Origin of the sequence: Azospirillum agricola (genome assembly GCF_017876095.1) — a bacterium.
Lineage (GTDB): Bacteria > Pseudomonadota > Alphaproteobacteria > Azospirillales > Azospirillaceae > Azospirillum > Azospirillum agricola.
Genome location: NZ_JAGINM010000010.1, coordinates 238,801 through 264,125, shown reverse-complemented (window position 1 = coordinate 264,125; position 25,325 = coordinate 238,801). Strand labels below are relative to the sequence as shown.

27 protein-coding genes are annotated in these 25,325 nt (G+C 69.0%); 6 read left to right on the top strand and 21 right to left on the bottom strand.

The window, feature by feature from the left end:
* Nucleotides 1-120: 120 nt before the first annotated feature.
* From J2847_RS17160 to J2847_RS17080, 17 genes are all read right to left on the bottom strand, one after another.
* The gene (locus J2847_RS17160; protein WP_209780124.1) at nt 121-501 is read right to left on the bottom strand and encodes a type I-C CRISPR-associated protein Cas8c/Csd1; all 381 of its coding nucleotides are present in this window, start codon (nt 499-501) and stop codon (nt 121-123) included.
* The gene (gene cas5c / locus J2847_RS17155; RefSeq protein WP_209780123.1) at nt 498-1,169 is read right to left on the bottom strand and encodes a type I-C CRISPR-associated protein Cas5c; all 672 of its coding nucleotides are present in this window, start codon (nt 1,167-1,169) and stop codon (nt 498-500) included. The genes J2847_RS17160 and cas5c overlap by 4 nt, the downstream gene beginning before the upstream one ends.
* Nucleotides 1,170-2,148: 979 nt before the next feature.
* Nucleotides 2,149-3,519 carry an aminodeoxychorismate synthase component I gene (gene pabB / locus J2847_RS17150; protein ID WP_209780122.1) on the bottom strand — a complete coding sequence of 457 codons (1,371 nt, stop codon included), beginning with the start codon at nt 3,517-3,519 and terminating at the stop codon, nt 2,149-2,151.
* A 170-nt stretch (nt 3,520-3,689) separates the two neighbouring features.
* The gene (locus tag J2847_RS17145) at nt 3,690-4,454 is read right to left on the bottom strand and encodes a LamB/YcsF family protein (protein ID WP_209780121.1); all 765 of its coding nucleotides are present in this window, start codon (nt 4,452-4,454) and stop codon (nt 3,690-3,692) included.
* Nucleotides 4,455-4,494: 40 nt separating this feature from the next.
* Nucleotides 4,495-5,520 carry a 5-oxoprolinase subunit C family protein gene (locus J2847_RS17140; RefSeq protein ID WP_209780120.1) on the bottom strand — a complete coding sequence of 342 codons (1,026 nt, stop codon included), beginning with the start codon at nt 5,518-5,520 and terminating at the stop codon, nt 4,495-4,497.
* The gene (gene pxpB, locus J2847_RS17135; protein ID WP_209780119.1) at nt 5,517-6,296 is read right to left on the bottom strand and encodes a 5-oxoprolinase subunit PxpB; all 780 of its coding nucleotides are present in this window, start codon (nt 6,294-6,296) and stop codon (nt 5,517-5,519) included. The genes J2847_RS17140 and pxpB overlap by 4 nt, the downstream gene beginning before the upstream one ends.
* A 25-nt stretch (nt 6,297-6,321) precedes the next feature.
* Nucleotides 6,322-7,125, bottom strand: a complete 804-nt coding sequence (locus J2847_RS17130) for a putative hydro-lyase (RefSeq protein WP_209780118.1) — start codon at nt 7,123-7,125, stop codon at nt 6,322-6,324.
* 171 nt (nt 7,126-7,296) lie between these two features.
* Nucleotides 7,297-8,001, bottom strand: a complete 705-nt coding sequence (locus J2847_RS17125) for an ABC transporter ATP-binding protein (RefSeq protein WP_211114768.1) — start codon at nt 7,999-8,001, stop codon at nt 7,297-7,299.
* Between the two features lie 5 nt (nt 8,002-8,006).
* Entirely contained in the window at nt 8,007-8,726 is a 720-nt protein-coding gene (locus J2847_RS17120; protein ID WP_209780116.1) for an ABC transporter ATP-binding protein, read from the bottom strand.
* Nucleotides 8,723-9,745 (bottom strand): branched-chain amino acid ABC transporter permease, encoded by a 1,023-nt coding sequence (locus J2847_RS17115; RefSeq protein ID WP_209780115.1) that lies wholly within the window; start codon nt 9,743-9,745, stop codon nt 8,723-8,725. The genes J2847_RS17120 and J2847_RS17115 overlap by 4 nt, the downstream gene beginning before the upstream one ends.
* Nucleotides 9,745-10,611 carry a branched-chain amino acid ABC transporter permease gene (locus tag J2847_RS17110; RefSeq protein ID WP_209780114.1) on the bottom strand — a complete coding sequence of 289 codons (867 nt, stop codon included), beginning with the start codon at nt 10,609-10,611 and terminating at the stop codon, nt 9,745-9,747. The genes J2847_RS17115 and J2847_RS17110 overlap by 1 nt, the downstream gene beginning before the upstream one ends.
* 161 nt (nt 10,612-10,772) lie before the next feature.
* The gene (locus J2847_RS17105; RefSeq protein WP_209780113.1) at nt 10,773-12,095 is read right to left on the bottom strand and encodes an ABC transporter substrate-binding protein; all 1,323 of its coding nucleotides are present in this window, start codon (nt 12,093-12,095) and stop codon (nt 10,773-10,775) included.
* A 157-nt stretch (nt 12,096-12,252) separates the two neighbouring features.
* A complete protein-coding gene (locus J2847_RS17100) occupies nt 12,253-13,191 on the bottom strand; it encodes a LysR family transcriptional regulator (protein ID WP_209780112.1) in 939 nt (312 codons plus the stop codon).
* 86 nt (nt 13,192-13,277) lie between these two features.
* Nucleotides 13,278-13,865 (bottom strand): hypothetical protein, encoded by a 588-nt coding sequence (locus J2847_RS17095; protein ID WP_209780111.1) that lies wholly within the window; start codon nt 13,863-13,865, stop codon nt 13,278-13,280.
* Nucleotides 13,862-14,524 carry a ParA family protein gene (locus tag J2847_RS17090; RefSeq protein WP_209780110.1) on the bottom strand — a complete coding sequence of 221 codons (663 nt, stop codon included), beginning with the start codon at nt 14,522-14,524 and terminating at the stop codon, nt 13,862-13,864. The genes J2847_RS17095 and J2847_RS17090 overlap by 4 nt, the downstream gene beginning before the upstream one ends.
* 118 nt (nt 14,525-14,642) lie before the next feature.
* Nucleotides 14,643-15,278, bottom strand: a complete 636-nt coding sequence (locus tag J2847_RS17085) for a hypothetical protein (protein ID WP_209780109.1) — start codon at nt 15,276-15,278, stop codon at nt 14,643-14,645.
* A gap of 1 nt (nt 15,279) precedes the next feature.
* The gene (locus J2847_RS17080) at nt 15,280-16,137 is read right to left on the bottom strand and encodes a helix-turn-helix domain-containing protein (RefSeq protein ID WP_209780108.1); all 858 of its coding nucleotides are present in this window, start codon (nt 16,135-16,137) and stop codon (nt 15,280-15,282) included.
* A gap of 575 nt (nt 16,138-16,712) precedes the next feature.
* Here J2847_RS17080 and J2847_RS17075 point away from each other — a divergent pair.
* Nucleotides 16,713-16,913: a hypothetical protein gene (locus tag J2847_RS17075; RefSeq protein WP_209780107.1), complete on the top strand. Its 201-nt coding sequence runs from the start codon at nt 16,713-16,715 to the stop codon at nt 16,911-16,913.
* Nucleotides 16,910-18,139 carry a plasmid replication protein gene (locus J2847_RS17070; RefSeq protein WP_209780106.1) on the top strand — a complete coding sequence of 410 codons (1,230 nt, stop codon included), beginning with the start codon at nt 16,910-16,912 and terminating at the stop codon, nt 18,137-18,139. Before J2847_RS17075 ends, J2847_RS17070 begins: the two co-directional genes overlap by 4 nt.
* Before the next feature lie 32 nt (nt 18,140-18,171).
* On the opposite strand, the gene J2847_RS17065 is transcribed toward J2847_RS17070, so the two are convergent.
* The 4 genes from J2847_RS17065 to J2847_RS17050 form a co-directional block, all read right to left on the bottom strand.
* Nucleotides 18,172-18,795: a phosphatase PAP2 family protein gene (locus J2847_RS17065; RefSeq protein WP_209780105.1), complete on the bottom strand. Its 624-nt coding sequence runs from the start codon at nt 18,793-18,795 to the stop codon at nt 18,172-18,174.
* 100 nt (nt 18,796-18,895) lie between these two features.
* Complete coding sequence (locus J2847_RS17060; RefSeq protein ID WP_209780104.1) at nt 18,896-20,002, bottom strand: amino acid ABC transporter permease; 1,107 nt, start codon at nt 20,000-20,002, stop codon at nt 18,896-18,898.
* Nucleotides 19,999-21,168, bottom strand: coding sequence for an amino acid ABC transporter permease (locus tag J2847_RS17055; protein ID WP_209780103.1), 1,170 nt, complete (start codon nt 21,166-21,168; stop codon nt 19,999-20,001). The genes J2847_RS17060 and J2847_RS17055 overlap by 4 nt, the downstream gene beginning before the upstream one ends.
* Nucleotides 21,169-21,237: 69 nt before the next feature.
* Complete coding sequence (locus tag J2847_RS17050) at nt 21,238-22,320, bottom strand: amino acid ABC transporter substrate-binding protein (protein ID WP_209780102.1); 1,083 nt, start codon at nt 22,318-22,320, stop codon at nt 21,238-21,240.
* Between J2847_RS17050 and J2847_RS17045 the strand changes: the two genes are divergently transcribed.
* The 4 genes from J2847_RS17045 to J2847_RS17030 all read left to right on the top strand — a co-directional run bounded on the left by J2847_RS17045 (nt 22,312) and on the right by J2847_RS17030 (nt 25,307).
* The gene (locus J2847_RS17045; RefSeq protein WP_209780101.1) at nt 22,312-22,530 is read left to right on the top strand and encodes a hypothetical protein; all 219 of its coding nucleotides are present in this window, start codon (nt 22,312-22,314) and stop codon (nt 22,528-22,530) included. The genes J2847_RS17050 and J2847_RS17045 overlap by 9 nt on opposite strands.
* 131 nt (nt 22,531-22,661) lie before the next feature.
* The gene (locus J2847_RS17040; protein WP_209780100.1) at nt 22,662-22,889 is read left to right on the top strand and encodes a hypothetical protein; all 228 of its coding nucleotides are present in this window, start codon (nt 22,662-22,664) and stop codon (nt 22,887-22,889) included.
* A 24-nt stretch (nt 22,890-22,913) separates the two neighbouring features.
* The gene (locus J2847_RS17035) at nt 22,914-23,984 is read left to right on the top strand and encodes an isopenicillin N synthase family dioxygenase (RefSeq protein WP_325169433.1); all 1,071 of its coding nucleotides are present in this window, start codon (nt 22,914-22,916) and stop codon (nt 23,982-23,984) included.
* A gap of 27 nt (nt 23,985-24,011) precedes the next feature.
* On the top strand, nt 24,012-25,307 hold the full coding sequence (locus tag J2847_RS17030; RefSeq protein WP_209780099.1) for an O-acetylhomoserine aminocarboxypropyltransferase/cysteine synthase family protein: 1,296 nt from the start codon (nt 24,012-24,014) through the stop codon (nt 25,305-25,307).
* Nucleotides 25,308-25,325: the final 18 nt, after the last annotated feature.

Genomic DNA, 25,325 nt, shown 5'->3' with positions numbered 1-25,325 from the left:
CGTCCAGCATGAGTGCCTCCGGCCAAGATCGTTTTCTCAGATGTACAACAGGTTTCAGTTCACTCCATCACCCAGAAACTGCCAAAGTAGTACTAAGGGGAGCGCACCGGCGGACCAGCCTCACGTTCGGACACCACTCAACGGGACGTGATCGAGCAGCCGCTCGTGCCAGACGGGGAAGGCGGTGGCGCGGGCGGCGTAGGCCATGGGCTCGCCGCCCTCCGCGGAACGGCCGAGCCCGAGGACGTAACGGCTGTTGTCCCACAGGAAGAAGGGCGGCGGCCGGATCCCCGAGCGCTTGGTCGAGCGCGGCACCGTCAGCGCTTGGCCCCGGCCCGGCGCCTTGCCGCCAAGCCGCAGGTCGTCGCAGGCGACCGGCTCGCCGTCGGCGGCGAGCACGAGGCCGAAGGCGATGGCCTCGGAGCTGTAGCCGAAGGGGGCAACGGCGTGGCGGCGCTCCAGCCGGCGGTAGTGGGCGGTGAGGGCGGCGAGGACGCTCATGGCCGCACCGCCGCCGCGACGAAGGGCGGAACGTCGATGACGCCGTCGCGCAGGACGGCGTGGAAGAAGCGGGAGGCGCGGTCGGCGGCGTCGTCGATGTCGAGCAGCATCAGGCCGAGATAACGGTCGCGCTGGTCGTCGGGCAGCCGGTGCGCCGGCGGCGGTCCCTGCCACAGCGCGACGTCGGTGGGAAACTCGCGGGTGCCGAGACACGGGGTGCGGAAGCATTGGCCGCGGCGGGCGCGGCGGGTGGCGAGGGCCAAAGGCTCGTCCAGCCGGTCGCCGACCGGAGCGTCGTCGGTCAGGATGAGGTGGGCGGTGACCAGATAGTCGACCTCGACCAGGATGGTGGCGGCGCGGCGCTGACGGTTGTCGGCGGCGGCGCGCGGCAGGGCGTGAAGGTCACCGGTGCGCATGGCGTGGCGCACGGTGGCGACCGGGACGCGATCACCGACCTCGTTGCGGCTGAGCGACTGGAAGCGGATGGGGGTGAGCACGTGGATGCGGTCGATGACCCAGCGCAGGCCGGGGCGCCAGTACACGGCATCGAAGATGCCACGGGCGGCGGAGGGCGTGATCACCTCATAGGAGGCACGTTCGGTCTTGAACTCGGCTCGGGAAAAGCAAGCGCGCGCGCCCATAATACGCAACTTGATCTCAACTGTCATCGTGCCCCCCACAACTTAAGAAGTCCTCATGATGTGGTCATTAATTTGAGATTTTATCAATAAAACACAGGATATATCCATTCATAATTACCAAATCTCACACCGTTCAGGCATATTATAAGCAATCAACATGAGAACATGTTTGGCAAATAGGAATAAATATTATATTTACGTCATCAAAATAATTTCGAACCCATTTTGGGAAACATAGTGTCCATGATGATCATCTGAATTTCGCTGGAAACCATTATTCTAACTGACATTTCCTAGCTTTGTTGTTGTGATGCTTCTATGGGCATGCGCAATCTTCCGTTAAAAAAATTTCCCATAGTGAACATTCATTAAATAGGAAGCATTAGGTGCAATAAAGGGCATTGAAAAGAATACAGGTATTGGTTAGGGATAAAAGCCAATCTCAATTAGGGCAAGCAGCCTTAAAGGCGCACAAAGGGTCTCTGATAGACTCAAAATGGGTCCTACCGCATTCGCTGCTCAAACAAAGGCTACACCTCAGGGTTTTTGCTTTGTCATCCTGATAATGATGGCAGCAACAGATAGGACGATGCACCAAAAACTCTGCTATATCCGACACAATGATCAATAAAGGCGTTAGCGCTCATGCAACTGCTTCAGCAGGCACAACACGTCTCGCTGGATTGCTTGCCTTCGCTCTGCCGGCGGTGGTCCGTCGCATAGCGAGACGCCATCAACGCACTCATCAAAACGACCAGGAGAGAATCTCATTCATGGTTCTCTGAGATAATACAGGACAGCTATTGTGTATTCCGATCACTGAATACAGCGCTCAGCTGAACCGGTCACTGTCATAGGCTGATCGATTTCAAGATGATGCTATCAGGTGCTCGCTAACAAAGCCCAATGACACGCGTATTGGTTGCAACGTGAACCAGAAAAGGAATGTTGTCTTTTTTAGGTACCATTCCCTTCTGAGGCTATTCCAAGTGCACCAGAGACAAATTTATGGTTCCGTCCAGAAAAACTCCCCCAAGCTGCGCAACAGGGGGCGCAGCTTCACCATCATCTCGCCGTGCTCGGCCAATGGATCCGAATCGGCGACGATGCCGCCACCGGCCTGGGCGATCACCTGATCCGGCGTCACCGACAGGGTGCGGATGACGATGCTGCTGTCCATCGCGCCATCGAAACCGATCCAGGCAATCGCCCCGCAATAGGCTCCGCGCCGGGCGACCTCCAGCTCGTCGATGATCTCCATGGCGCGGATCTTCGGCGCCCCGGTGATCGAGCCGCCGGGGAAGGTCGCTCGCAGCAGGTCGACCGGCCCCAACCCGGCACGCAGCGCCGCCGTCACGACCGAGACAAGGTGGTGGACCGAGGCGAAGCTCTCCAGCCCGTAGAGCACAGGCACCCGCACGCTGCCGACCCGAGCCACCCGGCCCAGGTCGTTGCGCAGCAGGTCGGTGATCATCAGATTCTCCGCCCGGTCCTTGACGCTGGCACACAGGGCCGCCGCCTCCGCCGCGTCGGCGGCCGGGTCGGCACGACGCGGGCGGGTGCCCTTGATCGGACGGGTCTCGATCCGGCCGTCGGGCTCCAGCCGCAGGAAGCGCTCCGGCGAGGCGCTGGCCAGGGCGAGGCGGGGACCAAGGTTGAGGAAGGCGGCGAAAGGCGCTGGGCTGAGACCGCGCAGCCGCTCGAACAGGGCGTAAGGATCGAAGCCGGCCGGACGGTCGGCCAGGAAGCGCTGGGTGAAGTTCGCCTGATAGATGTCGCCGGCCCGGATGTAGGCGAGCACTCGCTCGATCTTCGCGCGGTATTCGTCACGGGTCAGTTCGCCGCGCCAGGACGCCGGGACGATCCGTCCGGGCGGCGGGACAGGGTCGGCGAAGCGGGCGGCCATGGCGCGGGCGCGGGGCTCGGCCTGCGGCGTCGCGGCGATCACCCAGGCCCGCTGCTCGGCGTGGTCGAAGGCGGCGACCACGTCGTAGAGGCCGAAGGCGAGATCCGGCTGGCCTCCCGGGTTGCCGTGACGGGCCGGCAGCCGCTCCAGGAAGCGCCCCGCTTCGTAGCCGAGAAAGCCCACCGCCCCGCCGGTGAAGGGCACCGGACCGGCACCCGGCCGCGCCATCGATGGTGCCTGCGCCAACAGGGCCGTCAGCGCGTCGAAGGGGCAGCCGACGGCCGGCGCGCCGTCCAGGAGCAGACGGCCGTCCACGGCTTCAACCGTGCGGACCGGGTCGGCGACGAGGTAGCTGAAACGCCCATGCTCCGGGTGCCGGGCGGCGCTGTCGAGCAGCATCGCCCAAGGCGCGCCGCTCCAGCGGCGGAAGGCCTGCGCCGGGCAGGCATACTCGACGGGAATCAGGATCATGGCGCGTCCGTCCGTGGCAGCGGCGCCGTCTCTACCCGATGACAGGCCGCACCGCCAGTGCAGTCGACTCCCCGCGCCTGCCGGGCATGCCCGACACGCCCATCCGGCTTCTCATCCAGGAGGCGGCGCGTGGCGGCCGGGAAGGTCCGCCGTACCATCGCCGACGGCCGTCACGGTGCCGGCGGGCGGACGGCGACGCCGGCCGCTTCCAGCGCGCGGCGGACGGCGGCGGCCATGGCGACGGCGCTCGGCGAGTCGCCATGGACGCAGATGGTGTCGGCGACGATCGGCAGGCGGGTGCCGTGCCGGCTGGTCACCGCCCCGTTGAGCACCATGCGGACCACCCGCTCCGCCGCCAGCTCCGGGTCGTGGATGACCGATCCGGAGACCGAGCGCGGTGTCAGCGTGCCGTCGTCCTCATAGGTGCGGTCGGCGAAGGCCTCGCGCAGCACGCGCAGCCCCAACGCCTCGCCGGCCTTGTCCATTTCGCTGAGCGGCGGGACGACGAACAGCAGGGACGGATCCACCGCCTTGACCGCGCGGGCGATGGCCGCCGCCAGATCCGCCTCGACCGCCGCCATGTTGTAGAGCGCGCCGTGCGGCTTCACATGGGTGACGCGGTGCCCGGCGAGCGCCGCGCAGCCCTGGAGCGCGCCGATCTGGTAGGCGACCATCCGCTCGATCGCCGCCGGGCCGTCGCCCCGGATGGCGCGGCGGCCGAAGCCGGCGCGGTCGTCGAAGCCGGGATGCGCACCGATGCGCACCCCCTTCTCCCGCGCCAGCCGGGCGGTTTCCGCCATGATCGATGGGTCGCCGGCGTGGAAGCCGCAGGCGATGTTGGCCGAGGTGACGATGTCGAGCATCGCCCGGTCGTCGCCCATCGCCCAGGCGCCGAACCCCTCCCCCATGTCGCAGTTCAGATCGATGGCCGTCATGCGATGGTCCTTTCCTCGTTGCAATCCAGTCCTCGTCCGCTCACTCCCAGCCCGTCACCATGCCGCCAATCAGGTTGAAACCCAACATGCGCGCGCTGTCGGTCAGGGCGAAACCACCGGCCGGGCGCAGCAGGGAGGGCAGGCTGGCCACAAGGGCACGGTGGCGGGCGTGCAGCGTCCGGGCGTCGGCCGGGGCGATCCTCCGGAACCGAACGGACTCGCCCGGCCGCTTCTGGGCCAGGGCCGCCACGTCCGGGCCGATCACGCAGGCGATCTTCGGATAGCCGCCGGTGGTCTGGCGATCCGCCAGCAGCACGATGGGCCGGCCGGTGCCCGGCACCTGCACCGCCCCCAGCGGAATTCCGTCCGAGGTGATGTTGAATCCGCGCGCGTGCTCGATGGCCGGCCCGTTCAACCGGTAGCCCATGCGGTCGGCCTCGTGGCTGACGGTGAAGCTCTCCTCCAGGAAGGCGGCGATGCCCGCCGGCGTAAAGGCGTCGTCCTGCGGGCCGAGCACGACGCGCAGATCATCCCCCCGCGCCGGCAGCAGTGACGGGTCCAGCATCAGTTCCCCCCGGTCGGTTGCGGTGTCGAGGCATAGCGGCAGCCGGTCGCCGGCCCTCAGCGCCCCGCCGGTCAGCCCGCCGAGTGCGGTGCGGGCGTGGGTGGCGACGCTGCCCAGCACGGGGGCCAGGGTGAAGCCGCCCTCGACCGCCCAATAGCCGCGCACGCCCTCGCGCAGGGCCCCGATCCGCAGGGTCTGGCCGTCGCGCAGCCGCAGGCTGGTCCAGGCCGGAACCGGCTCGTCGTCGACCGTGAGGGCGGCGGCGCCGGCAACGGCGAGGCGGACCGGGCCGCCCTCGACCGTCAGGCTGTCGCCGGCCAGGGTGAACTCGACGGCGCCCTCGCCGGCCGGGTTGCCGACCAGCGCGTTGGCGGCGGCGTGCAGCAGCGGGTCGGCCGCCCCCGCCACCGACACACCGTAGCGCTGGTAGCCGATCCGCCCGCGGTCCTGCACGGTCGAGCTTGGACCGGCGGCGGCGACGCGCAAATGGCTGCCGGTCATGCCGCCGCTCCTCGGTCGGTGGGGGCATCGTCCGCGACCGTCTCCCGGTCGGGAAGCAACCCGGCGCGGGCGGCAAGCCGATCGTATTCGACGGCCGGCACGGCGACGAAGCGAACGCGGTCGCCGGGCGCCAGCAGGAAGGGCTGGTCGCGGCGCAGGTCGAAGATCCGCACCGGCGTGCGTCCCAGCAGGTGCCAGCCGCTGGGCATGGCGGTGGGGGAGATGGCCGCCTGGGCGCCGCCCTGGATGACGCTGCCGGCCGGCGTCATCATGCGCGGGTTCTGGCGGCGGGGCTGGTGCAGGATCTCCGGCAACCCGCCGAGATAGGCGAAGCCGGGGGAGAAGCCCAGCATGTAGACCCGGTAGTCGGCGGCGCAATGCAGGGCCACCACCTCGGCCGTCGTCAGCCTGGCGCGGCGTGCCACCTCGTCGAGATCCTCGCCATGGGCGCCGCCGAAGCAGACCGGGACGACCCAGCGCCGCTGCGGCTCGGGGGCGGCCTCCGACAACCCTTCGGCCAGATCCAGCAGGGCGCGGCCGAGGCTATCGGGATCGGTCAGCGCCGGGTCGAAGGAGACCAGCACCGAGCGGTAGGTCGGCACCGTCTCGACCACGCCGGGCAGGCCGGCCTCAGCGATGCGGCGGTCGAGCCGGTGGACGGCGGCGTTGAGGGCGGGAACGATGCCCTCGCCCAGTTCGACCACCAGCGCGCCGTCGCCCGCCGGCAGCAGGCGGGGGGACAGGGCGGGCGGCGAAGACACGGGGATCTCGCTCATGGCTCCTCCTGGATCGCGGAAGGGCTCACAGCACCGAGAGCCGGGTGTTCAGCAGATCGGTGATCAGCATGGTGCCGGGGCTGTGGGCGATGGCGATGGGCGGGCGGGCGTTGCGGATCGCGACCTGTGGCGTCACCCCGCAGGCCCAGAAGACCGGGACCTCGCCGGGCTCGATGGGCACCGCCTCGCCATGCTCGGGGACGGCGATGTCGCGGATGCCGATGGCGGCCGGATCGCCGAAATGCACCGGGGCGCCGTGGACCGAGGGGAAGCGCGAGGTGATCTGGATGGCGCGGATCGCGTCGCGCGGAACCATCGGCCGCATCGACACCACCATGGTGCCGGAGAAGCGGCCGGCCGGGACGCACGGGATGCTCGTCTCGTACATCGGCACGTTGCGGTCGAGCGCGATGTGGCGCACCGGCACGCCGTCGGCCAGCAGCGCCTCCTCGAAGGAGAAGGAGCAGCCGATCAGGAAGCTGACGAAATCGTCGCGCCACAGGGCGGTGATGTCGGTGGGCTCGTCGGCGAGGAGTCCGTCGCGGTAGACGCGGTAGCGCGGCACGTCGCTGCGGATGTCGATGTCCCGGCCGAGCGTGGGCAGCGCCGGGTCGCCGACCTCCGACACCGCCAGCACCGGGCAGGCCTTCGGGTTGGCCTGGCAGAAGCGCAGGAAGTCGCCCGCCCAGTCGGCCGGCAGGATGGCGAGATTGGCCTGGACATGGCCGGGCGCCAGCCCGGCGGTCGGACCATTGTGGGCGCCGGAGCGGATGCGCTGCCGCTCGGCGGCGGCGGAGAGGGGGGCGGAGGGAGAGGTGGGGTTGGTCATGGGGTGATGGTCCGGGGATTGGGGTGATAGCCCCCTCTCCCCCCCGGGGAGAGGGTTGGGGTGAGGGGGTTGCGCTTGCCGGACGATTTCGGCTGCGCCGCCCCCCTCATCCCGGCCTTCTCCCTCCTTTGGAGAAAGGGTGGGGAGAAGGAGAAAAAAAGGCGGAGAAACTCACATGCCCAGGTAGGCCTGCCGGATCTCGTCGTTGCCGAGCAGGTCCTTGCCGCTGCCCTCCATCACCACGCGGCCGGTCTGGATGACGTAGCCGCGGTCGGCGATCTCCAGCGCGCGGTGGATGTTCTGCTCGACCAGCAGGATGGTGATGCCGCGCGCGCGGATCGTCTGGATGGTCTCGAAGATGCGGGTCACCAGCTTGGGCGCCACACCCCAGGAGGGTTCGTCGAGCATCAGCAGGTCGGGCTGGCTCATCAGGCCCCGGCACATGGCGAGCATCTGCTGCTCGCCGCCCGACAGCGTGCCGGCCTGCTGGCGCCGCCGCTCGCCCAGCACCGGGAAGGTGTCGTAGGCGAATTGCAGCGTCTCCTGCCGCTTGTGGGTGTCGGTCGTGGTGAAGCCGCCCAGCATCAGGTTCTGCTCCACCGTCAGGCGCGGGAACAGGCGGCGCCCCTCCGGCACCAGCACGAGTCCCTGGCGGACCCGGTCGTGCGCCGGGACGCTCGCCAGATTCCGACCCTTCAGCGTGATGGAGCCGCCGTCGAGCGCGTTCAGCCCGGCGATGGCGCGCAGCGTGGTCGATTTGCCGTTGCCGTTGCCGCCGACGATGGCGACGACCTCGCCCTTGTTCAGCGTCAGGCTGACGTCGCGGATGGCGGGGACGCGACGGTAGCTGGACTGGATGTTGCGGACCTCGAGCATCGCGCTCACTCCCCCAGATAGGCGGCGATCACGGCCGGGTTTTCGGCGATCTCCGCCGGGGTGCCGTCGGCGATCTTGGCGCCGTAGTCCAGCACCAGCATGCGGTGGGCGATCGGCATGATGCCCTCCATCACATGCTCGACGATGATGCTGGCGATGCCGCGCCGGTGGATGCGGTGGACGAGCTGCGAGGCCTCGCGCACCTCGGTCGGGTTCAGCCCGGCCATCACCTCGTCGAGCAGGATCAGCTTCGGCCCGGTGGCGAGCGCGCGGGCGACCTCCAGCCGCTTCTGCTCCGACACGGTGAGATCCGACGCCGGGCTGTCCGCCCGGTGGGTCAGGCCGACGAAGGCCAGCTCGGCTTCCGCCTTGCGCCGCGCTTCGGGCACCCGCTTGTTGCGCAGCATGGCGCCGACCATCACGTTCTCCAGCGCCGTCATCGATTGGAAGACCCGGACGATCTGGAAGGTGCGGGCGATGCCGAGCGCGGCGGCGGCCTCCGGCGTGGTGCCGGTGATGTCGCGGCCCTCGAAGGCGATGCGGCCGCTGGTGGGGGTGTGGAAGCCGGCGAGGCAGTTGAACAGCGTCGTCTTGCCCGCCCCGTTGGGGCCGATCAGCCCGACGATCTCGGCGGCGTGGATGACGAAGCTGATGTCGCGGTTGGCGACGAGCCCGTCGAAGGATTTGCCGAGGCCGTCGACGGCCAGCAGATGGGGAGCATTCATGGCCGGATCTCCGCGCTCTTCGACGCCTTTTTCGGCTTGGCGCCGCCCCCGGGAAGATGGCGACGCAGGTCGGACAGCAGGCCGAGCACGCCCGACGGGCTGAAGACGGCGACCAGGATGATCATCGCGGCGTAGATGATCATGTCGGTGCCCGATCCGGTGCTGCCGAACAGGGTGCGGCTGTACTCCTCGATGGTGATGAGGATCGCCGCGCCGAGCACGGGGCCGAGCAGCGTCCCCACCCCGCCGAGGATGGCGACCAGCGCGATCTTGATCGAGATCGAGGTCGCCAGCACCGAGCCCGGATCGATGAACATCTCCTTCTGGGCGTAGAAGCTGCCGCCCATCGCCGTCAGGAAGGCCGAGACGCTGAGCGCGATCAGCTTGTAGCGGGTCAGGCTGACGCCCAGCGCGCGGGCCGCCTCCGGCTCGTCCTTGATGGCGCGGAAATAATAGCCGATGTGGCTGCGCTCGATCGCCCAGGCAACCAGCACCGTCACCACCAGCAATCCCAGGATGATGTAGTAGTAGGGCAGCTTGGACAGGAAGACCATGGCGGCCGGGCCGCTGCGGTCCATCGGCAGGTAGAGGCCGACGGCGCCCTCCAGGAACTCGCTGTTGGTGACGAGGATCTGGACGATCTCGGCCACCGCGATGGTCGCCATGGCGAAATAATGGCCCTTCAGGCGGAAGCAGGGCCAGCCCATGGCCAGCGCGAACAGCACCGCCACGGCGCCGCCGGCCAGCCAGCCGAGCCAGGGTGTCAGCCCGAGCCCGATCGCCAGCATGGTCGAGGTATAGGCGCCGATGCCGAAGAACACCGCGTGCCCGAGCGAGACCTGCCCCGCGTAGCCGCCGACGATGTTCCAGGCGACACCCATCTGGGCGGCCATCAGGATGAGGACCAGGAAGTTCAGCCGCGCCGGGTCGCTGATCAGCAGCGGCAGCAGGGCGGCGCCGGCGAGGAGGGCGACCGCCCCCGCCGCCTTGCGCCAATCAGTGACGTGTCCGTTCGTCATCACGCTTTCCCCAACAGGCCCTTCGGGCGCACCAGCAGCACGATCAGCAGCAGCGACAGCACCAGCGCGGTCTTGTATTCCGGGCCGATCAGGAAGCCGCCGAGCACCTCGATCAGGCCGACGATGATGCCGGCCAGGAAGGCGCCGGTGACGCTGCCGAAGCCGCCGAGCACGACGACGACGAAGGCGATCAGGATGAAGCTGGCCCCGACCTCCGGAAAGATCGGGAAGAAGGTGGCGATCAGCCCGCCGGCGATGCCGGCGCAGGCCGCGCCGATGCCCCAGGCCAGCGCGAACATCTTCTGCCCGTCGATGCCCATCAGGGTGGCGGCCTCGCGGTCGATGGCGGTCGCCTCCAGCGCGGTGCCGAGCCGGGTGCGGTGCAGGAAGAACCACAGCGCCCCGGTGACGCCCACCGCGCCCAGCGCGGCGACGACCTGCGGCAGGCCGAACTGGACCGGGCCGAGGACCACGTTGCCGCTGACCAGCGTGTGCGGAATCAGCCGGTGATCGGGCTTCCAGAAGAATTGCGCCAGCCCGCGCAGCAGGATCATCAGCCCGAAGGTGGCGAAGATCTGCGACAGCATCGGCGCCTTCAGGATGCGGCGGATCACCGTCTGGTAGACGATGACGCCGACCGCGAAGAGCAGCAGCGCGGTGAAGGGCAGCGCCACGACGGGGTCGATGGCGAACAGCGCGAAGGCCCAGAAGCTGGCGTACATGCCGAGCATCAGGAATTCGCCGTGGGCGAAGTTGACGATGTCCATCACGCCGAAGATCAGCGTCAGGCCGACGGCGACGAGCGCGTAGATCAGCCCGATCAGCAGGCCCGAGACGAGCACTTGGAGAAGAATGTCGGCGGTCATTGCCGCGCCCCCATGAGACAAGGTGGGCCGGAGGGCTCAGGACATGCCCTCTTCCGGGGCTCTCGGCGGATCTTCGATCCGCCTGACGCCGTCAGCGCAAACTACGTTTGCGCGAGAGACGGGAGAGGGCGCGAACCCTCGCTCGGAAAAGGCTCGGCGCCTCAGCGCTTGTCCCAGGCGGGCATCGGGTAAACGATGTCCTTGGTCGCCACGTCGAATGGCCACACCGTCACGTATTTGCCGTCCTGCACCTGGACGATGATGCCCTGCCCCAGTTCGTTCTGGCCGCTGGCGTCGAACTTCACGCCCTTCCAGGGCAGGATCAGGCCGCTCGCCGGGATGTTGGTCTCCTGCAACGCCTTGCGGATGGCGTCGGGCGTCGTCGCCCCGGCGCGGTCGATGGCGTCGGCCAGCACGGCGATGCCGGTGAAGGCGCGCGCCGAGTTGCCGTTGAAGTTCACCCCGGCCTTCGCCAGCATCAGCTCGTTGACGCTTCGGATCAGCGGGTTGCGTTCGGCCTGGTCGAGCGCCCAGACCTCGCGGCTGATGATGTACTCGCCGTCCTTGCCGAGCGTCTTCAGGAACTCGCTGTCGTTGAAGCCGGCGTCGTTGGCCAGCAGCATGCTCGGCGAGAAGCCCAACTCCTTGTAGGTCTTCATCGACAGGATGGCGTCACCGAGATAGGAGCTTTGCATGATGATCGCCGGGTTGGCGGCCTTCAGGCGCTGCACCTCCGACGTCATCTGGGTGGTCTTGGCCGGGTAGAGGATCTTCTCGGCGATCTTGAACTTGCGCTCGTCCGACAGCTTGACCTGGAGCTTGGTCGTCTCGTTGCCCCACAGCGTGTTCTCGTTGAACAGGCCGATGGTCCGCAGCTCCTTGCCGGTCTTCTTCTCCATGTCGCCGAGGAAGGTGAAGAAGTTGGTGACGAACAGGTCGTCGTGCGGCGTCGTGCGGAAGAACCATTTGAAATTGCGCTGGGTCAGCGTCGCCGACGAGGATTCGCCGTTCAGGAAGGGCACGCCGTAGCGCTCGGCGACCTGGCTGGCGGTGGCGGTGACGTTGGAGAAGTAGGCGCCGGTCAACGCGACGACCTTCTCGCTGGTGATCAGCCGCTCCGCTTCCGTGGCGCCGACCTGCGGGTTTCCCTGGTGGTCGCCGAAGATCAGCCTGATCTTGGCGCCCTTCATGCGGGGCATGCCGGCACCGGCGACCAGGCCGGGCGGGGCCGGGATCTCGCCGTTGGCGATGGAGGCGGCCAGTTCCGCCGCCGCCTTCAGCTCCACCCCCGTGGAGGCCGCCGCACCGGTCAGCGGGTAGATCACGCCGATACGGATCTCCTCCTGCGCACGCGCGCTGCCCACACCAAGCGTCAGGCCCCCCAAGGCCGTGGTCGCCAGCAAGGCCGCCGTCGCCATCATCCGCGTGATCGCCTGCCGGCGGGTGGCGCCCTGGCCGATGGCCTTCGCAACCGTAAACCGCATCGTGAATGCTCCTCTGTTCAGTGCCGTCGTTCTTCGTCGCTGGCGGGGGCGCGTGCCTTTGCGGCTGATTGTGAGTGCGCCCTGAACGAATGATGCCACGAACAGTAACGATGCCGTCCAATCGTTTCTTTTGATCCGGATTGATAAGCGGGTTCTATCAATCGGCCGCCAGATCGCCGGCAGCCTGCCCGGTGTCCGCCAGCGCGTGCAGAGCGCCGTACTCGGCGGCAACCTCGACCGCCAGCCGGGCGACGACCACCGCCATGTGGTTGTCCTGGTTGGCCGGGTAGGCGGCGGAGAAGGACAGGTTCGGCAGCGGCGACTGCGAGCGGACCAGCCGCAGCCGCCCGTCGGCCAGCTCGCGCTGGACGATGGCGGTGGGAATGACGCTGACGCCCACGGAATCGAGCGCCATCCGCACCACGCTGGCCAGCGAGCTGTTGCCGAACATCCGCACCGGCAGCCCGATGGAGGAGAACATCTCGCGGATCACGCCGTAGGGCTGGGTGGTGCGGGAGAAGGTGATGATCGGCCAGGCCGCGAGATCCTGGAGCGAGACCGGCTCCGCCGGAATGGGGAGCGACGGGCTGACCACCCAGCCCAGCGGGTAGTTGCCGACCGGCACCGTCTTGAAGCGGATGTCGGTGTAGGAGCCGAGCATCACGGCGACGTCGAGTTCATGGCGCAGCAGCGCCTCGCGCAGGCTGGGCGAGGTCTCGACCTCGATCTCCAGCGAGACGCCGGGATAGAGCGCGTTCAGCCGCTCGATCAGCCGGCTGAGCCAGGTGTGGACGACGGTCTCGGCGACGCCCAGCCGGATGACGCCGCGGATGGCTTGGCGGTCGGCGACGGCGTCGAGTAGCTCGGCGCGCAACGCCATCATCCGCTCGGCGTAGGTCAGCAGCACCATCGCCTGCGGGGTCGGGGCGACGCGGCGCCCGACCCGCTCGAACAGCAGGACGCCCAGCTCGTCCTGAAGCTGGGCGATGCGGGCGGAGACCGCCGGTTGCGTCGTGTTGAGCCGCTCCGCCGCCCGGCGGAACCCGCCGAGCCGCATGGTCCAGATGAAGGTCTCCAGCGACTTCAGATCCAGCATCGCCCGCCCCACCGCCCATGCCCGCGTTCAGAACGGACCGCAGCATAGCATGGCAAGCGCTGGAGCGGCGTCCAATCGATCCCTCCTCAGCCCCCGACCTGTTCGGCCAGTTCCGCCTCGACGGCGGCCAGACGGGCGCGCAGGCGCTCGCGTTCGGCGAGCAGCGCCTCGCGGCGGCCGGGCGCCTCTGGCAGACCGGCGGCGGCCATCACGCCGGCCTGCCGCAGATCGCGCTTGAAACGGACGATCTCCGGCCGGGTCACGTCGGGGCGGATCAGGTTGCGCTGGTCGGCCAGCCGGAGCTGCTCCGTCGTCAGGGTCGCCAACTGGTAGACGGTGGCGTAGCTCGGCGGCAGCTTGGTGCCGGGCAGGCGGCCGCTGTCCACCGCCTCGGCGACCATGCGGAGCTGGTAGGCGACCTGATAGCCGAAGGGCAGCTCGTTCTCGACCATCGCCTGGAACTCGCCATGGGGCAGCCGGCTGCGTGCCTGCACGAGGTAGCGGCCGATCAGCAGGAATCTCTCCTGCGCGCTGCGCCACAGGGTCGCGATCTCGTGGACGAACTCCTCGCGGCGGATCAGATCCAGCGGAGCTTCCGCCATCCGCTCGATCCGCTCGTCCACCGCCATGTGGCGGCGGGCCTGCGCCTTGGAGACCTGCTTGAACCCGCTCATTGCCTCAGCTCCAGCTCGTGACGGACGAAGGCCCAGACGCCGGCCATGTGCTCGACGCCCTTGCCGCCCTTCAGCTCCAGCAGGCCAAGCCCCCGCCCGGCGGTGAACTGGATGTCCTCGTAGTCGGGCACCTCGACCGGGCAGATCCGGCCGTCTCCGAGCAGCTTGCGCTGCGCCTCGGTGAAGCCGCGGGTTCGCGGCTTGACGCGGTTCATGACGAAGGCGGCGTTCTTGCCGTAGCGGCGGACGAAGCGCATCCAGGGCCGCACCGAATCCAGGTCGTCGTCGGACTGGCCGGTCGGCACGACGATCAGGTCGGAGGACAGCGCCAGCAGCTTGAACTCCTCCGGATGGTCCTCGATGGAGGGCGGCGTGTCGATCACCAGCAGGTCGAAGCCCTCGATCCCGGCGAGCGCGTCGCGGATGTCGGAGGGGGTCATGCCCGCCTCGAAATGCGTGATCGGCACCATGCCGTCGGGGCGCTTGGCGAACCATTTGGTCAGGCTGCGCTGCGGGTCGAGATCGAGCGTCGCCACCGAACAGCCGTCGAGCGCCGCCGCCACCGCGATGTTGCGGCTCAGCGTCGTCTTGCCGATTCCGCCCTTCGGACCGTTGACCAGCAGCCGTCTGACCGGCGCCGCGCCCTTGCCGTCCGTCATTCCCGACACCCTTTTTCGCAGAAGAACCGTTCGACCGATGTGTAGCAGACGCGCGCCGCGGTTCAAACCTAAGACATGTCTTAGCTTTGAGGACAGGGGAACGCGCCCGAGCGTTCCGTCAGCGCGGCATCCGGCGGACCGCCCCGGTCACCAGACGGTGGACGGGCGCCGGCCGGTCGCTGGAGGCGGCCTCCCCGGCCTGGGCGACGGCGCGCAGACGGTCGGCAAGCGCACGTTCGGCGGCGCAGGCGTCCTCGCACAGATCGCGGATCTCCGCAATGCTCGGCCGCCACTTGCGCGACCGGCGCCAGACGCGCGCGGCGTGGTCGATGGCCCAGGCGGGAAACTCGCCGAGATCGTCGGCCCAGTCCATCGCGAGCAAACGCTCCACATCGAGCGTCGTCGCCTTCGCCGGGTAATGGCTGAGCAGGGCCAGCACGCGGCCCAGCAGATGGTTGGCCGGGGCGGGCGCGAGAATGTCGCCGTCGATCTCCGCCAGGGCGCGGCGGGCCATCGCGGCGTGGCGCGGGGTGACGCCGTCAGGCGGCGTCCATTCCTCGGCGATGCCGGTGAAGCCGTCGTCGGTGAAGCGGCTGCGCCGTTCGACCCGCCCGCCGGCGAGCAGCGCGCGCAGCGGTTCGGGCAGCGCCTCGGTCAGCATCCGGCTGCGCTGGGCCGGGGCCATCGCCGGGTCGAAGGGCAGTGGCGAGGCGGGTGGCAATGTGTGCAGGGGGCTCGGTTGCGGAATGCTCATGTCACATCCAGGGCGAGGAGGGGCAGGGCGAGGAGGCGGGAACGGCGTGTGGCAGGCTGCCGTTCAGCTGGGCCGCGACGCTGGCCCAGGCGGAGACGCGCTGTTCGGCCTCGGCGGCGCGCTTGGCCGGCGCGGAGACCGATGGAACCGTCTTGCGGGTGTGGGATGCCCGCGGGGCGGTCTTCGGCATGTCCTGTAGCAGCCAGGAGCGCCATGCGGCGCCCACGTCGTGGTAACGGTAGCCGTGCGCCTGGCAACGGCGGACGAACAGTTCGGCGTGGGCATCCAGGTCGGCATCGGGAAAGCGGCTCGCCGCCCAGAGCCGGTCGGCGTCGCTCGGGATCCAGTCGGCCGGAACCGTCCGGGCGACGGCGATGTCCGGCCGTCGGCTTGTCCGCGGATGCCCACCCGGCGCGCCCGAGGGGAGCGAGTCTGGAATCTGTTCTGGTTGGGGCTGTTCCTGACTCGCCGCTGAACAGGGGGAGTCAGTCCGCGAGTCAGGGGGAGTTCGGCCACAGGACATGGAGTCCCGGCCCGCGATGGGGCTGAGGCTGAGCCGGTAGCGGCAGCTCAGGCGGCCGCCGTTGGTTGCGCTGCGATGCTCGATGGCGACGAGGCCCAGAGCCTCCAATCGGCCGAGGATGCGGTTCACGGTGGGGCGGCTGCGCTTCAGCTTGGCGGCCAGCGTCGCCTGCGACGGCCAGCACACCCCGGCCTCGTCGGCGAAGGTGCTGAGCGCCGCCAGCACGGCCAGCCCGTCGGCGTCGAGATCGGGGTGGTCGAGCCACCAGGCCGGGATCCGGCCCCAGCGTTCGCCGGCAGGCCGTTCGGCCGTTGTGTGCTTGCAAGGATCGGTCATGCTGCTGCTGTCCTCCACCCGTCGCGGGCTCCTGATTGGTGCGGAGGATTCGGAGCGGGCGGCGGGAAAGTCGAATCGCGGGCAACCGCTCCATGGAGCCTTTGCCCGCACACCGGAAGTCTTTCCTCGCGACCTTGGAGCGACAGCCCGCGACCCTGGAGTTCTTGCCCGCGTTTGCCGCCCGAATCGGGATCCTGGCGCGGTTCCCCGCGGAATTGGAGCCTTTGCCCGCGATTGGCTTCCCCAGCCATGGAGCGCTTGCCCGCGATTCCCGAAATCCGGCGAAATCGCGAGTCAGATCAAGGCGAAGACCGGCATGAACAGCGCGGGCGCGGCGCAGGATGACGGGCATCCGATGCAAGAAATGAGGGGAGGTTCGTCCGGCATCACGCGCGATTCCAGCCGTTTTGACCTGAGCATGGCCGTGGCGCGGCGGTGGAGGGAGTGGGACTGCCGATCGCTGGAGCCTTTGCCCGCGATTCCCACCGATGCCCCATGCGTCAGGAGGAGGGCATGGAGCGGCAGCCCGCGATTCCGCCGGTTCCTTCCGGAGTCGCTCCGGAGTCGGCGCCGTCATGACCCGGATTCGCGGGGGCGGGCCGTCCATCGCGAGCTGTCGCTCCATGAACGCGGGCAAAAGCTCCAGCATCGCGGGGAAAGGCGCCATGATCGCGGGCTGCCGCTCCATCCCGCCGGTGGTGAATCCTTCGGTTCTGTTGCGCCGTCGGCACCGCCGCGCCATGGTGGTCGCCGACACGCGGAGACACGACGAATGACCAAGATGGCCCCGACCAGCGCGGCCCAGCTCATCCTGTTCGAGCTGGAGGACCGGTCGCAGTCGCACCTGATCGCCTTGTACGATCTGGCGCCGCGCTTCGTCTTCGTCTCGCGCGACAACGACGCCAAGGACAAGACGGCCAGGGACAAGGGCGAGCTCGTCACCAAGGACAGCTTCATCAAGTCGGTGCGGCGCGAGTTCTCCTTTCGCGGCCGCAACTACCGCCTGACCGTGCAGCCCGCCCGCATCGACCGCAACGGCCCGCCGCGCGGGGGCGAGCGCGCGCCCGGCGCCGCCCCGGATCTGGTCGAGGTCGAGATCTTCCCGTCGGAGCGCGAGCAGGTGGTCGAGCAGGTGGTGCGCCGCCTCGCCATGGACCGCTCGCGCCTGTCGCTGACCGGGGAGAACCGCGACAAGGTGCAGATGCGCTTCAGCCTCTACGAGATCCAGCGGGAGCTGCGGGCGGTCAACCACACCCTGTCGATCCAGGACATCCGCGAATCGCTGACCATCCTGGCGCGCTCGCGCATCATCATCTCCACCGGCCCGGCGCCGGAGCCGGGAAAGAAGAGCCGGGGCCAGAACATCCTGGAATCCACCGCCTTCCCGGTGCTGGCGATCCGCTCGCGCCCCGACCTGACCGACGAGGAGGGCGGCGTCGAGGAGACCTATCTGGAGTTCAACCCGCTGGTCTCCGCCGCCATCCGCGACCTGGAGTTCAAGCCGGTCTCCTACGCCTGGCTGATGAAGTTGAAGTCGCCGGTGTCGCGCTGGCTCTACAACCGCCTGTCGATCGAATACGACACCGCCGAGGACGACGCGAAGCCGGTCGCCATCAGCGCCGACGAGATCATCAAGAACAGCGGCATGAACGAGTGGTCGCGGCTGCGCGACACGCTGCGGGTTGTGACGGCGGCGGTCGACGCGCTGGTCGACGAGGGCATCCTCGACCGCGCCGACAAGGAATACACCAAGGTCGGCAAGCGCATCGACGCCATCGACTATCTGCTGACGCCGTCGGCCAAGTTCCTCGACCAGGTGCGTCGTGGCCGCCGGGTGCAGAAGACCAACATCGACCTGCTCAAGGCGATCGTCGGCAATGTCGGCCGTCCGGATGGGTTCGTGCCGCTGAAGACCGCCGACGCGGTCGAGATGCGTGGCAAGCGCGCCAAGCGGCTGCTCGCCGACGCGGCGCAGGTGTCGCTGCCGCTGAACGAGGACTGAGCGGCGGCAGGGAAAGGCGGGCCGATCCCCATTCAGCGGTCCGCGTCGTTTCCTTCCAGTTTCCCCTCAAATCCCGGCAGCAGGGTTCGCGCCAGCAGTGTGACGGCGGTGCCGAGCAGGGCGCCGGCCAGCACGTCCGACACCCAATGGCGGTGCCGCATGACGCGTCCGCTTGCCAGCACTGCGGCGCAGCCATAGACCAGCGCGGCCTCACCCGGCGTGGCCACGGCCGAGGCAACGGCGGTCGCGGCGGCGAAGGCGCTCGCCGCGTGCCCGGAGGGGAAGGAGCGCGCGCTGATGCGGTAGCCAGCCTTCAGGCGCGGGTGGCATTCGTCGGGACGGCGGCGGCGGATCCGTGCCTTGATGGAGCGGCTGGCGGCGGCGGTCGCCATCAGCCCGACCACGCCCACCCCCCCGGCCCGGCGCAGCCGGTCGTTTCCGGCGAGCATTCCGACGCACCATGTGGCGGCGAAGCCCGGAATCAGGATGTGCCGCTTTATGACGTAACGGCCCGCAGTGGCGACGGCCTGCTCCACCGCGCCGGCCTTGCCGGTGCAGGCGTCGTGGAGATGCGCGTCGATTCCGTCGATCCGGGTCAGGATCGGGCGCAGCGGTTCGGGCACCGGCGCTCCGTTGTATCCGATGGCGTCGCTCAAGGCTCACGCTCCTGCGGTTTCATGCCCCGGAGGAACGGTTCGGGAAGGGCGCGGTTCCGCCCGGTCCGACGCGCCATCCTCAGCCAACCGCCGGAGCGGTTCAGCCGCCGCGCCGCAGCCGGGCCTCCAGCCAAAGGCTGTAGCGCGAGGCCAGCACGCAAAAGATCAGATAGATGACGGCGGCGAGGGCGAAGGCCTCGTCGTAGAAGCCGAGCCAGGCCGGGTCCTTCGCCGCGTTGCGCGCGGTGTTCAGCACATCGAACAGGCCGATGACGATGACCAGCGTGGTGTCCTGGAACAGGCCGACGGCGAGGTTGACGATGGCCGGAATCACCGTGCGCAGCGCCTGCGGCAGGATCACCAGCCGCATCGCCGCCCAGTATCCGAGCCCCAGCGCGCGCGCCGCCTCGTGCTGGCCCGGCGGAATCGCCTGCAAGCCGGCGCGGATGATCTCCGCCAGATAGGCCGAGACGAACAGGATGATGGCGATCTGCGCCCGCAGCAGCTTGTCGATGGCCGAGCCCGACGGCAGCATCAGCGGCAGCAGCAGGGTGGCGACGTAGAGCACGGCGATCAGCGGCACGCCGCGCATCACCTCGATGAACGTGACCGCCAGCAGCCGCACCCCGCCCAGCGGGCTGCGCCGGGCGAGCGCCAGCAGCACCGCCAGCGGAAAGGCGCCGATCATGCCGACCGTCGCCAGCAGCAGGTTCACCGGCAGGCCGCTCCAGCGCTCGGTCGGCACCGCTGGACCGTCCGGCCCGCCGGTCAGCAGCAGCACGACCACCGCCAGCCCGGCGCTCCAGCCGGCGACCCAGCGCAAGGGTGTCGTCCGCCGCCACAGCGCCGGCAGCGCGCTCAGCACCGTCATCCCCGCCAGGATCGCCAGCGCCGCCGCCGGCCGCCATTGCCGGTCGACGTCGTAGAAGCCGAACAGGATGTAGCGCAGCTTCTCGCCGACGAAGGCCCAGCAGGCGCCGGCCGCCTCGGCGCAACGGTCGGCGGGACCGGACCACACCGCGTCGAGCAGGGTCCAGCGCAGCAGCGGCGGCACCGCCCAGGCGAGCAACCCGAGGCACAGCAGCGTGAGAACGGCGTTCGGCTTTGAGCCGAACAGCCCGTCGCGCAGCGCCCGCCAGCGCGGTTCGGGGGTGCTGCGCGGCGGTGCCAGCCCGCCCAGCCTGTGGTCCGTCGCGTGGTCGGTCATCGCCGCCCCCGCCGTTCAAGCTGTTGGTTGTACAGGTTCATCGCCGCCGACACCGCCAGATTCACCGTCAGGTAGGCCCCCATCATGATCGCCATGGTTTCCAGCACCTGACCCGTCTGGTTGGCGCTGGTGTTGATGACGCTGACCAGATCGGGAAAGCCGATCGCCACGGCGAGGCTCGAATTCTTGATCAGGTTGAGGTGGCTGCTGGTCATCAACGGCACGATCACCCGCAGCGCCTGCGGCAGCACCACCAGCCGCATGATCCGCCCGCGCGTCAGGCCGAGCGCGCGGGCCGCCTCCCACTGGCCGGACGGCACCGCCTGGATGCCGCCGCGCACGATCTCGGAGATCATCGCGGTGGCGTTGACCACCAGCCCGACCAGCATCGCCGAGAATTCCGGCGACACGGTGGCTCCGCCGGCGAAGTTGAAGCCGGCCAGCTCGGGAAACTCGACCGCCAGCGGCAGGCCGGAGTTGGCGAGCACCCCGGCCAGCAGCCCGGCCGGCACCCCCAGCGCGACCGCCGCGACCGCGACGGCCGACAACGTGCCGCCACCCGGATCCGCGCGTCGTCGCAGCGCCGTCCCCGCCACCGCCAGCAGACCGGCCAGGGCGAGCGCCGCCAGCACCCAGCCGCCGGTTCCCTCTCCGGCGAAGGCCGGCAGCAGGATGCCCCGGTTGCACAGGAAGATTCCCGGCAGCGGGTTGAGCGCCTGGCGCGGGCCGGGCAGCGCCTGGAAGGTGGCGCTCCAGAAAAAGAGCTGGAGCAGAAGCGGCGTGCTGCGGATCAGCTCGACATAGCCCTGGGCCAGCACCGACAGCAGCGGGTTGCCCGACAGCCGCGCCACCCCCAGCGCGACGCCGAGCAGGGTGGCGAGGACGCAGCCGACCGCCGCCACCTTCACCGTGTTCAGCAGCCCCACCAGCAGGGCGCGGCCGTAGCTGTCCTGCGGGGCGTAGGCGACGACCGATTCGCCGATCTCGAAGCCGGCGGGACGGTGCAGGAAGTCGAAGCCCGGCGTGATGCCGAAGCGCTCCATGCTGGCGACCGTGTTGCTCCCAAGCCAGACCGTCGCCAGCAGCACGGCGCCGAGCAGCGCGAGCTGGACGCCGGAACGGCCGCCCCACCAGGAGGCGGCCGTTCCGGCCAACGTCTTGGCCAATCCGGAGCCGGGTGTGGATCCGTGTTCGTTTCGCACCGGACTCAGCCTTCCGTCACGACGCTGTCCGGCTCAGCGGAAGGGCGGGGCGTAGAGCAGGCCGCCCTGCGTCCACGGCGCGTTGTAGCCGCGCTCCAGACCGACCTTGGTCTTCGGGCCGACGTGGCGCTCGAAGATCTCGCCGTAATTCCCGACCGTCTTGATGATCGTGTAGAAGATCTTGGGATCGAGCTTGGCGGCCTCGCCCAGGCTGGGGTCGACGCCGAGGAAGCGGCGGATCGACGGGTCGCCGCTGGTCAGGAAGCTGTCGACGTTGGCCTGGGTGATGCCGAATTCCTCGGCCTGGATGGTGGCGTTGACCACCCAGTTGACGATCTCCAACCACTGGTCGTCGCCGTAGCGGATGGCCGGGGCCAGCGGCTCCTTGGAGATGCGCTCGGGCAGCAGGACGTAATCGTCGGGCTTGGGAAGCTGGGTGCGGGTGATCGCCAGATCCGACGCGTCCTGGGTCAGCACGTCGCAGCGGCCGCTGGCGAAGGCCTTCTGGTTCTCGGCCGTCTCCTCGATCACCACCGGCTTGAAGCTGATCCTGTTCTGCCGGAAGAAGTCGGTGATGTTCAGTTCGCCCGTGGTGCCGGTCTGCACGCAGACGGTGGCGCCGTTCAGGTCCTTGCCCTTGGCGACGCCCAACTTCTTGGGCACCAGCAGCCCCTGGCCGTCGTAGAAGACCACCGGGCCGAAATGGAAGCCCAGCTTGGTGGCGCGGGTGAAGGTCTGGGTCACCCCCGACAGCAGGATGTCGAACTCGCCCGATTGCAGCGAGGGCAGGCGCTGCTGCGGCGAGGAGGAGACGAACTGGACCTTTTCCGGGTCGTTGAAGACCGCGATGGCGAGCGCCCGGCCGAAATCGACGAAGAAGCCCTGCCAGCGGCCGTTGCTGTCCGGCGCGAAGAAGCCCGGCTGCGAGCCGACGCCGACCTTGATGGCGCCGCGCGCCTTGATGGCGTCGATCGTCGGCCCGGCCTTGGCGGCGCCGGTCAGCGCGAGGCCGAGCGCCACGCCGAGCGCGCCAGCCAGCAGCCAGCGTGCCGACGGCCCCTTGCTCGGCGGACGGGCGGGCGGGGTGGAGGGCGAGGATGAGGGGGAGTGACGCATGGTGGATTCCCGCAAGAGGGTTTTGTTGTTCTTGAAGCCCCGCATGACGATGCGGCGGGGGTGGCGCGCGGCGGCCCGGCCGTTGGTCCGGCCGGTGATCCGGAGGCGTCCGATATCTCTAATCATTTTATAGAGATTTTTTCCTGTCAACGGATTTGTGAAAATTTATGGACCACGCTTTATTTTACACCAATAAGGAAAATTCCCTGATTTTTCCCGATAAAAATAATAGACAAACTGGCCGTTCCGATTCCATCATGTCGTGAAATCGTGCCGCTGCCGGTTCAGCCGCCTCGGCATCGATTTTTCAACCCATTGTTCCGAAAGGGAAAGCAATGGCTTTGCCCGCCACTGCCCGCGCCGTCGCCCCAACCGCCGCCGATGCTCCGCCCCCGTCCAACGTGGTGTGGATTCCGCTGCCGGAAGGGATGGCCCTGCCGGTCTGTCGCGTGCCGTCCACCCGCACCGATGATGGCGACGACGACGGCGCCAGCGACGGTGACGACACGCTGTGGGGCCACTTGAGCGGCGCCTGGCTGCGGCTGTGCCGCCACCGCAAGGCCGCCTGATCCCTTCCGGAAGGAGATTTCCCCGTGATCGCGACATCCCCCACCCAGCCCATTTCCAGCGGGCCCGTTTCCGTCGAGCCGCCATTGCCGATCCTCGACCTGAGCCGTCTCGACGGGCCGGCGGCCGGACGCGCCCTGTTTCTCTCCGAGCTGCGCGCGGCGATCCGCCGCTTCGGCGCCTTCTACGTGACCGGCCACGGCGTCGGCCAGGACGTCCTCGACGGGGCCTTCGCCCTGTCGCGCCGCTTCTTCGACCTGCCGGAGCGCGACAAGCTGGCGATCGAGATGGTCCATTCGCCGCATTTCCGCGGCTACACCCGCGCCGGCTGGGAACGCACGCGGGGCCGCGCCGACTGGCGCGAACAGGTCGACATCGGTTCGGAACGGCCGACCCTGCCGGCCGGGCCGGACGCCCCGGCCTGGGCGCGGCTGCAAGGCCCCAACCAGTGGCCGGACGCGCTTCCCGAGCTGCGGCCGGCCGTGCTGGGTTTGCAGGACGCGCTGACCGACGTCACCACCCGGCTGCTGCGCGGCGTGGCGCTCGCCATCGGCCAGCCGGAGGACGCCTTCGACACCATCGTCGCCGGCGCGCCGACGCAGCTCGTCAAGCTGATCCGCTACCCCGGCCACGACACGACGCGGGAGGAAGGGGTGTCGGGGCAGGGAGTCGGGCCGCACAAGGACAGCGGGCTGCTGACCCTGGTGCTCCAGCACGAGCAGAGCGGCCTCCAGGCCGAGACGGCCGACGGCTGGGTCGACGTGCCGCCGATTCCCGGCACCTTCGTGGTCAACGCCGGCGAACTGCTGGAGCTGGCGACCGACGGCTATTTCCGCGCCGCCGTCCATCAGGTGGTGACGCCGGCCGCCGGCATCGACCGGCTGTCGATCGCCTTCTTCCTCGGCGCCCGGCTCGACGTGCGGGTGCCGGTGCTGCCGCTGCCGCCGGACCTCGCCGCCGAGGCGCGCGGGCCGGAGCGCGACCCCGACAACCCGCTGCTCCGGAACGTCGGCGAGAATTCGCTGAAGAGCCGCCTGCGCTCGCACCCCGACGTGGCGCAGCGCCACTACGCCGACCTGCTGGCCGCGACGGCCTGAGTCCCCCCTTTTTCCGAGGATTCCCCGATGACCGACCGTTCGCCGCGCTTCGAGACGCTCGCCCTGCACGCCGGCAGCTACCGCTCCGACCCCGCCACCGGCGCCGTGGCGGTGCCGATCTACCAGACCACCTCCTACCAGTTCCAGGACACCGGCCACGCCGAGCGGCTGTTCGCCCTGGCCGAGCTGGGCCACATCTACACCCGCGTCACCAACCCGACGACCGACGTTCTGGAGCAGCGGCTGGCCGCGCTGGAGGGCGGGGCGGCGGCGCTAGTGGTGGCGTCGGGGCAGGCGGCCTCCTTCTACGCGATCCTCAACCTGGCGCAGGCCGGCGACAATTTCGTCACCTCGACCGACCTCTATGGCGGGACCTGGAACCTGTTCGCCAACACCTTCAAGCAGATCGGCATCGAGGCACGCTTCGTCGATCCGTCGGATCCGGAGAATTTCCGCCGCGCCACGGATGGGAAGACCCGCGCCTACTACGCCGAGACGCTGCCCAACCCGAAGCTGAACGTCTTCCCGATCCGCGAGGTCGCCGACATCGGCCGCTCGCTCGGCGTGCCGCTGATCGTCGACAACACGGCGGCGCCGCTGACCGTGCGGCCCTTCGAGCATGGCGCGGCGGTGACGGTCTATTCGGCGACGAAGTACATCGGCGGCCACGGCACCACCATCGGCGGCGTCATCATCGACGGCGGCAACTTCCCCTGGGAGGAGCACGCCGCCCGCTTCCCGCTGCTGACCCAGCCCGACCCCAGCTATCACGGCGCGGTGTGGACGGAGGCGGCCAAGCCGCTCGGGCCCATCGCCTACGTGCTGCGCGCGCGGGTGACGCTGCTGCGCGACACCGGCGCCGCGATCAGTCCGGCCTCGGCCTTCCAGCTCATCCAGGGGCTGGAGACCCTGCCGCTGCGCATCCGCCAGCACAACGAGAACGCGATCAAGGTCGCCGACTTCCTGAAGAGCCACCCGAAGGTCACTTCGGTGATCTTCCCCGGCCTGCAAAGCGGTGAAGCGAAGCGCCGCGCCGACGCCTACCTGAAGGGCGGCTACGGCGGGTTGGTCGGCTTCGAACTGGCCGGCGGTGCGGAAGCCGGGCGCCGCTTCATCGAGAGCCTGAAGCTGCTCTACCACGTCGCCAACATCGGCGACGCGCGCTCGCTGGCGATCCACCCGGCGACGACCACGCATTCGCAGCTCTCGACGGAGGACCAGCTGGCGAGCGGCGTGACTCCCGGCTACGTCCGCCTGTCGATCGGCATCGAGCATCCCGACGACATCATCGCCGATCTGGAGCAGGCGCTGGCCGAGGTGTGAGGGCAGGGTGGGGGCGCG

Bases quoted from the DNA above. Each gene is read 5' to 3' on its own strand.
- J2847_RS17120 (WP_209780116.1), bottom strand. From the start codon at position 8,726: ATGAATGCTCCCCATCTGCTGGCCGTCGACGGCCTCGGCAAATCCTTC.
- J2847_RS17095 (WP_209780111.1), bottom strand. From the start codon at position 13,865: ATGAGCGGGTTCAAGCAGGTCTCCAAGGCGCAGGCCCGCCGCCACATG.
- J2847_RS17140 (WP_209780120.1), bottom strand. From the start codon at position 5,520: ATGACCGGCAGCCATTTGCGCGTCGCCGCCGCCGGTCCAAGCTCGACC.
- J2847_RS17125 (WP_211114768.1), bottom strand. From the start codon at position 8,001: ATGCTCGAGGTCCGCAACATCCAGTCCAGCTACCGTCGCGTCCCCGCC.
- cas5c (WP_209780123.1), bottom strand. From the start codon at position 1,169: ATGACAGTTGAGATCAAGTTGCGTATTATGGGCGCGCGCGCTTGCTTT.
- J2847_RS17090 (WP_209780110.1), bottom strand. From the start codon at position 14,524: ATGACGGACGGCAAGGGCGCGGCGCCGGTCAGACGGCTGCTGGTCAAC.
- J2847_RS17110 (WP_209780114.1), bottom strand. From the start codon at position 10,611: ATGACCGCCGACATTCTTCTCCAAGTGCTCGTCTCGGGCCTGCTGATC.
- J2847_RS17050 (WP_209780102.1), bottom strand. From the start codon at position 22,320: ATGCGTCACTCCCCCTCATCCTCGCCCTCCACCCCGCCCGCCCGTCCG.
- J2847_RS17075 (WP_209780107.1), top strand. From the start codon at position 16,713: ATGACCCGGATTCGCGGGGGCGGGCCGTCCATCGCGAGCTGTCGCTCC.
- J2847_RS17130 (WP_209780118.1), bottom strand. From the start codon at position 7,125: ATGACCAACCCCACCTCTCCCTCCGCCCCCCTCTCCGCCGCCGCCGAG.
- J2847_RS17105 (WP_209780113.1), bottom strand. From the start codon at position 12,095: ATGCGGTTTACGGTTGCGAAGGCCATCGGCCAGGGCGCCACCCGCCGG.
- J2847_RS17160 (WP_209780124.1), bottom strand. From the start codon at position 501: ATGAGCGTCCTCGCCGCCCTCACCGCCCACTACCGCCGGCTGGAGCGC.
- J2847_RS17100 (WP_209780112.1), bottom strand. From the start codon at position 13,191: ATGCTGGATCTGAAGTCGCTGGAGACCTTCATCTGGACCATGCGGCTC.
- J2847_RS17080 (WP_209780108.1), bottom strand. From the start codon at position 16,137: ATGACCGATCCTTGCAAGCACACAACGGCCGAACGGCCTGCCGGCGAA.
- J2847_RS17060 (WP_209780104.1), bottom strand. From the start codon at position 20,002: ATGACCGACCACGCGACGGACCACAGGCTGGGCGGGCTGGCACCGCCG.
- J2847_RS17070 (WP_209780106.1), top strand. From the start codon at position 16,910: ATGACCAAGATGGCCCCGACCAGCGCGGCCCAGCTCATCCTGTTCGAG.
- J2847_RS17145 (WP_209780121.1), bottom strand. From the start codon at position 4,454: ATGACGGCCATCGATCTGAACTGCGACATGGGGGAGGGGTTCGGCGCC.
- J2847_RS17030 (WP_209780099.1), top strand. From the start codon at position 24,012: ATGACCGACCGTTCGCCGCGCTTCGAGACGCTCGCCCTGCACGCCGGC.
- pabB (WP_209780122.1), bottom strand. From the start codon at position 3,519: ATGATCCTGATTCCCGTCGAGTATGCCTGCCCGGCGCAGGCCTTCCGC.
- pxpB (WP_209780119.1), bottom strand. From the start codon at position 6,296: ATGAGCGAGATCCCCGTGTCTTCGCCGCCCGCCCTGTCCCCCCGCCTG.
- J2847_RS17085 (WP_209780109.1), bottom strand. From the start codon at position 15,278: ATGAGCATTCCGCAACCGAGCCCCCTGCACACATTGCCACCCGCCTCG.
- J2847_RS17115 (WP_209780115.1), bottom strand. From the start codon at position 9,745: ATGACGAACGGACACGTCACTGATTGGCGCAAGGCGGCGGGGGCGGTC.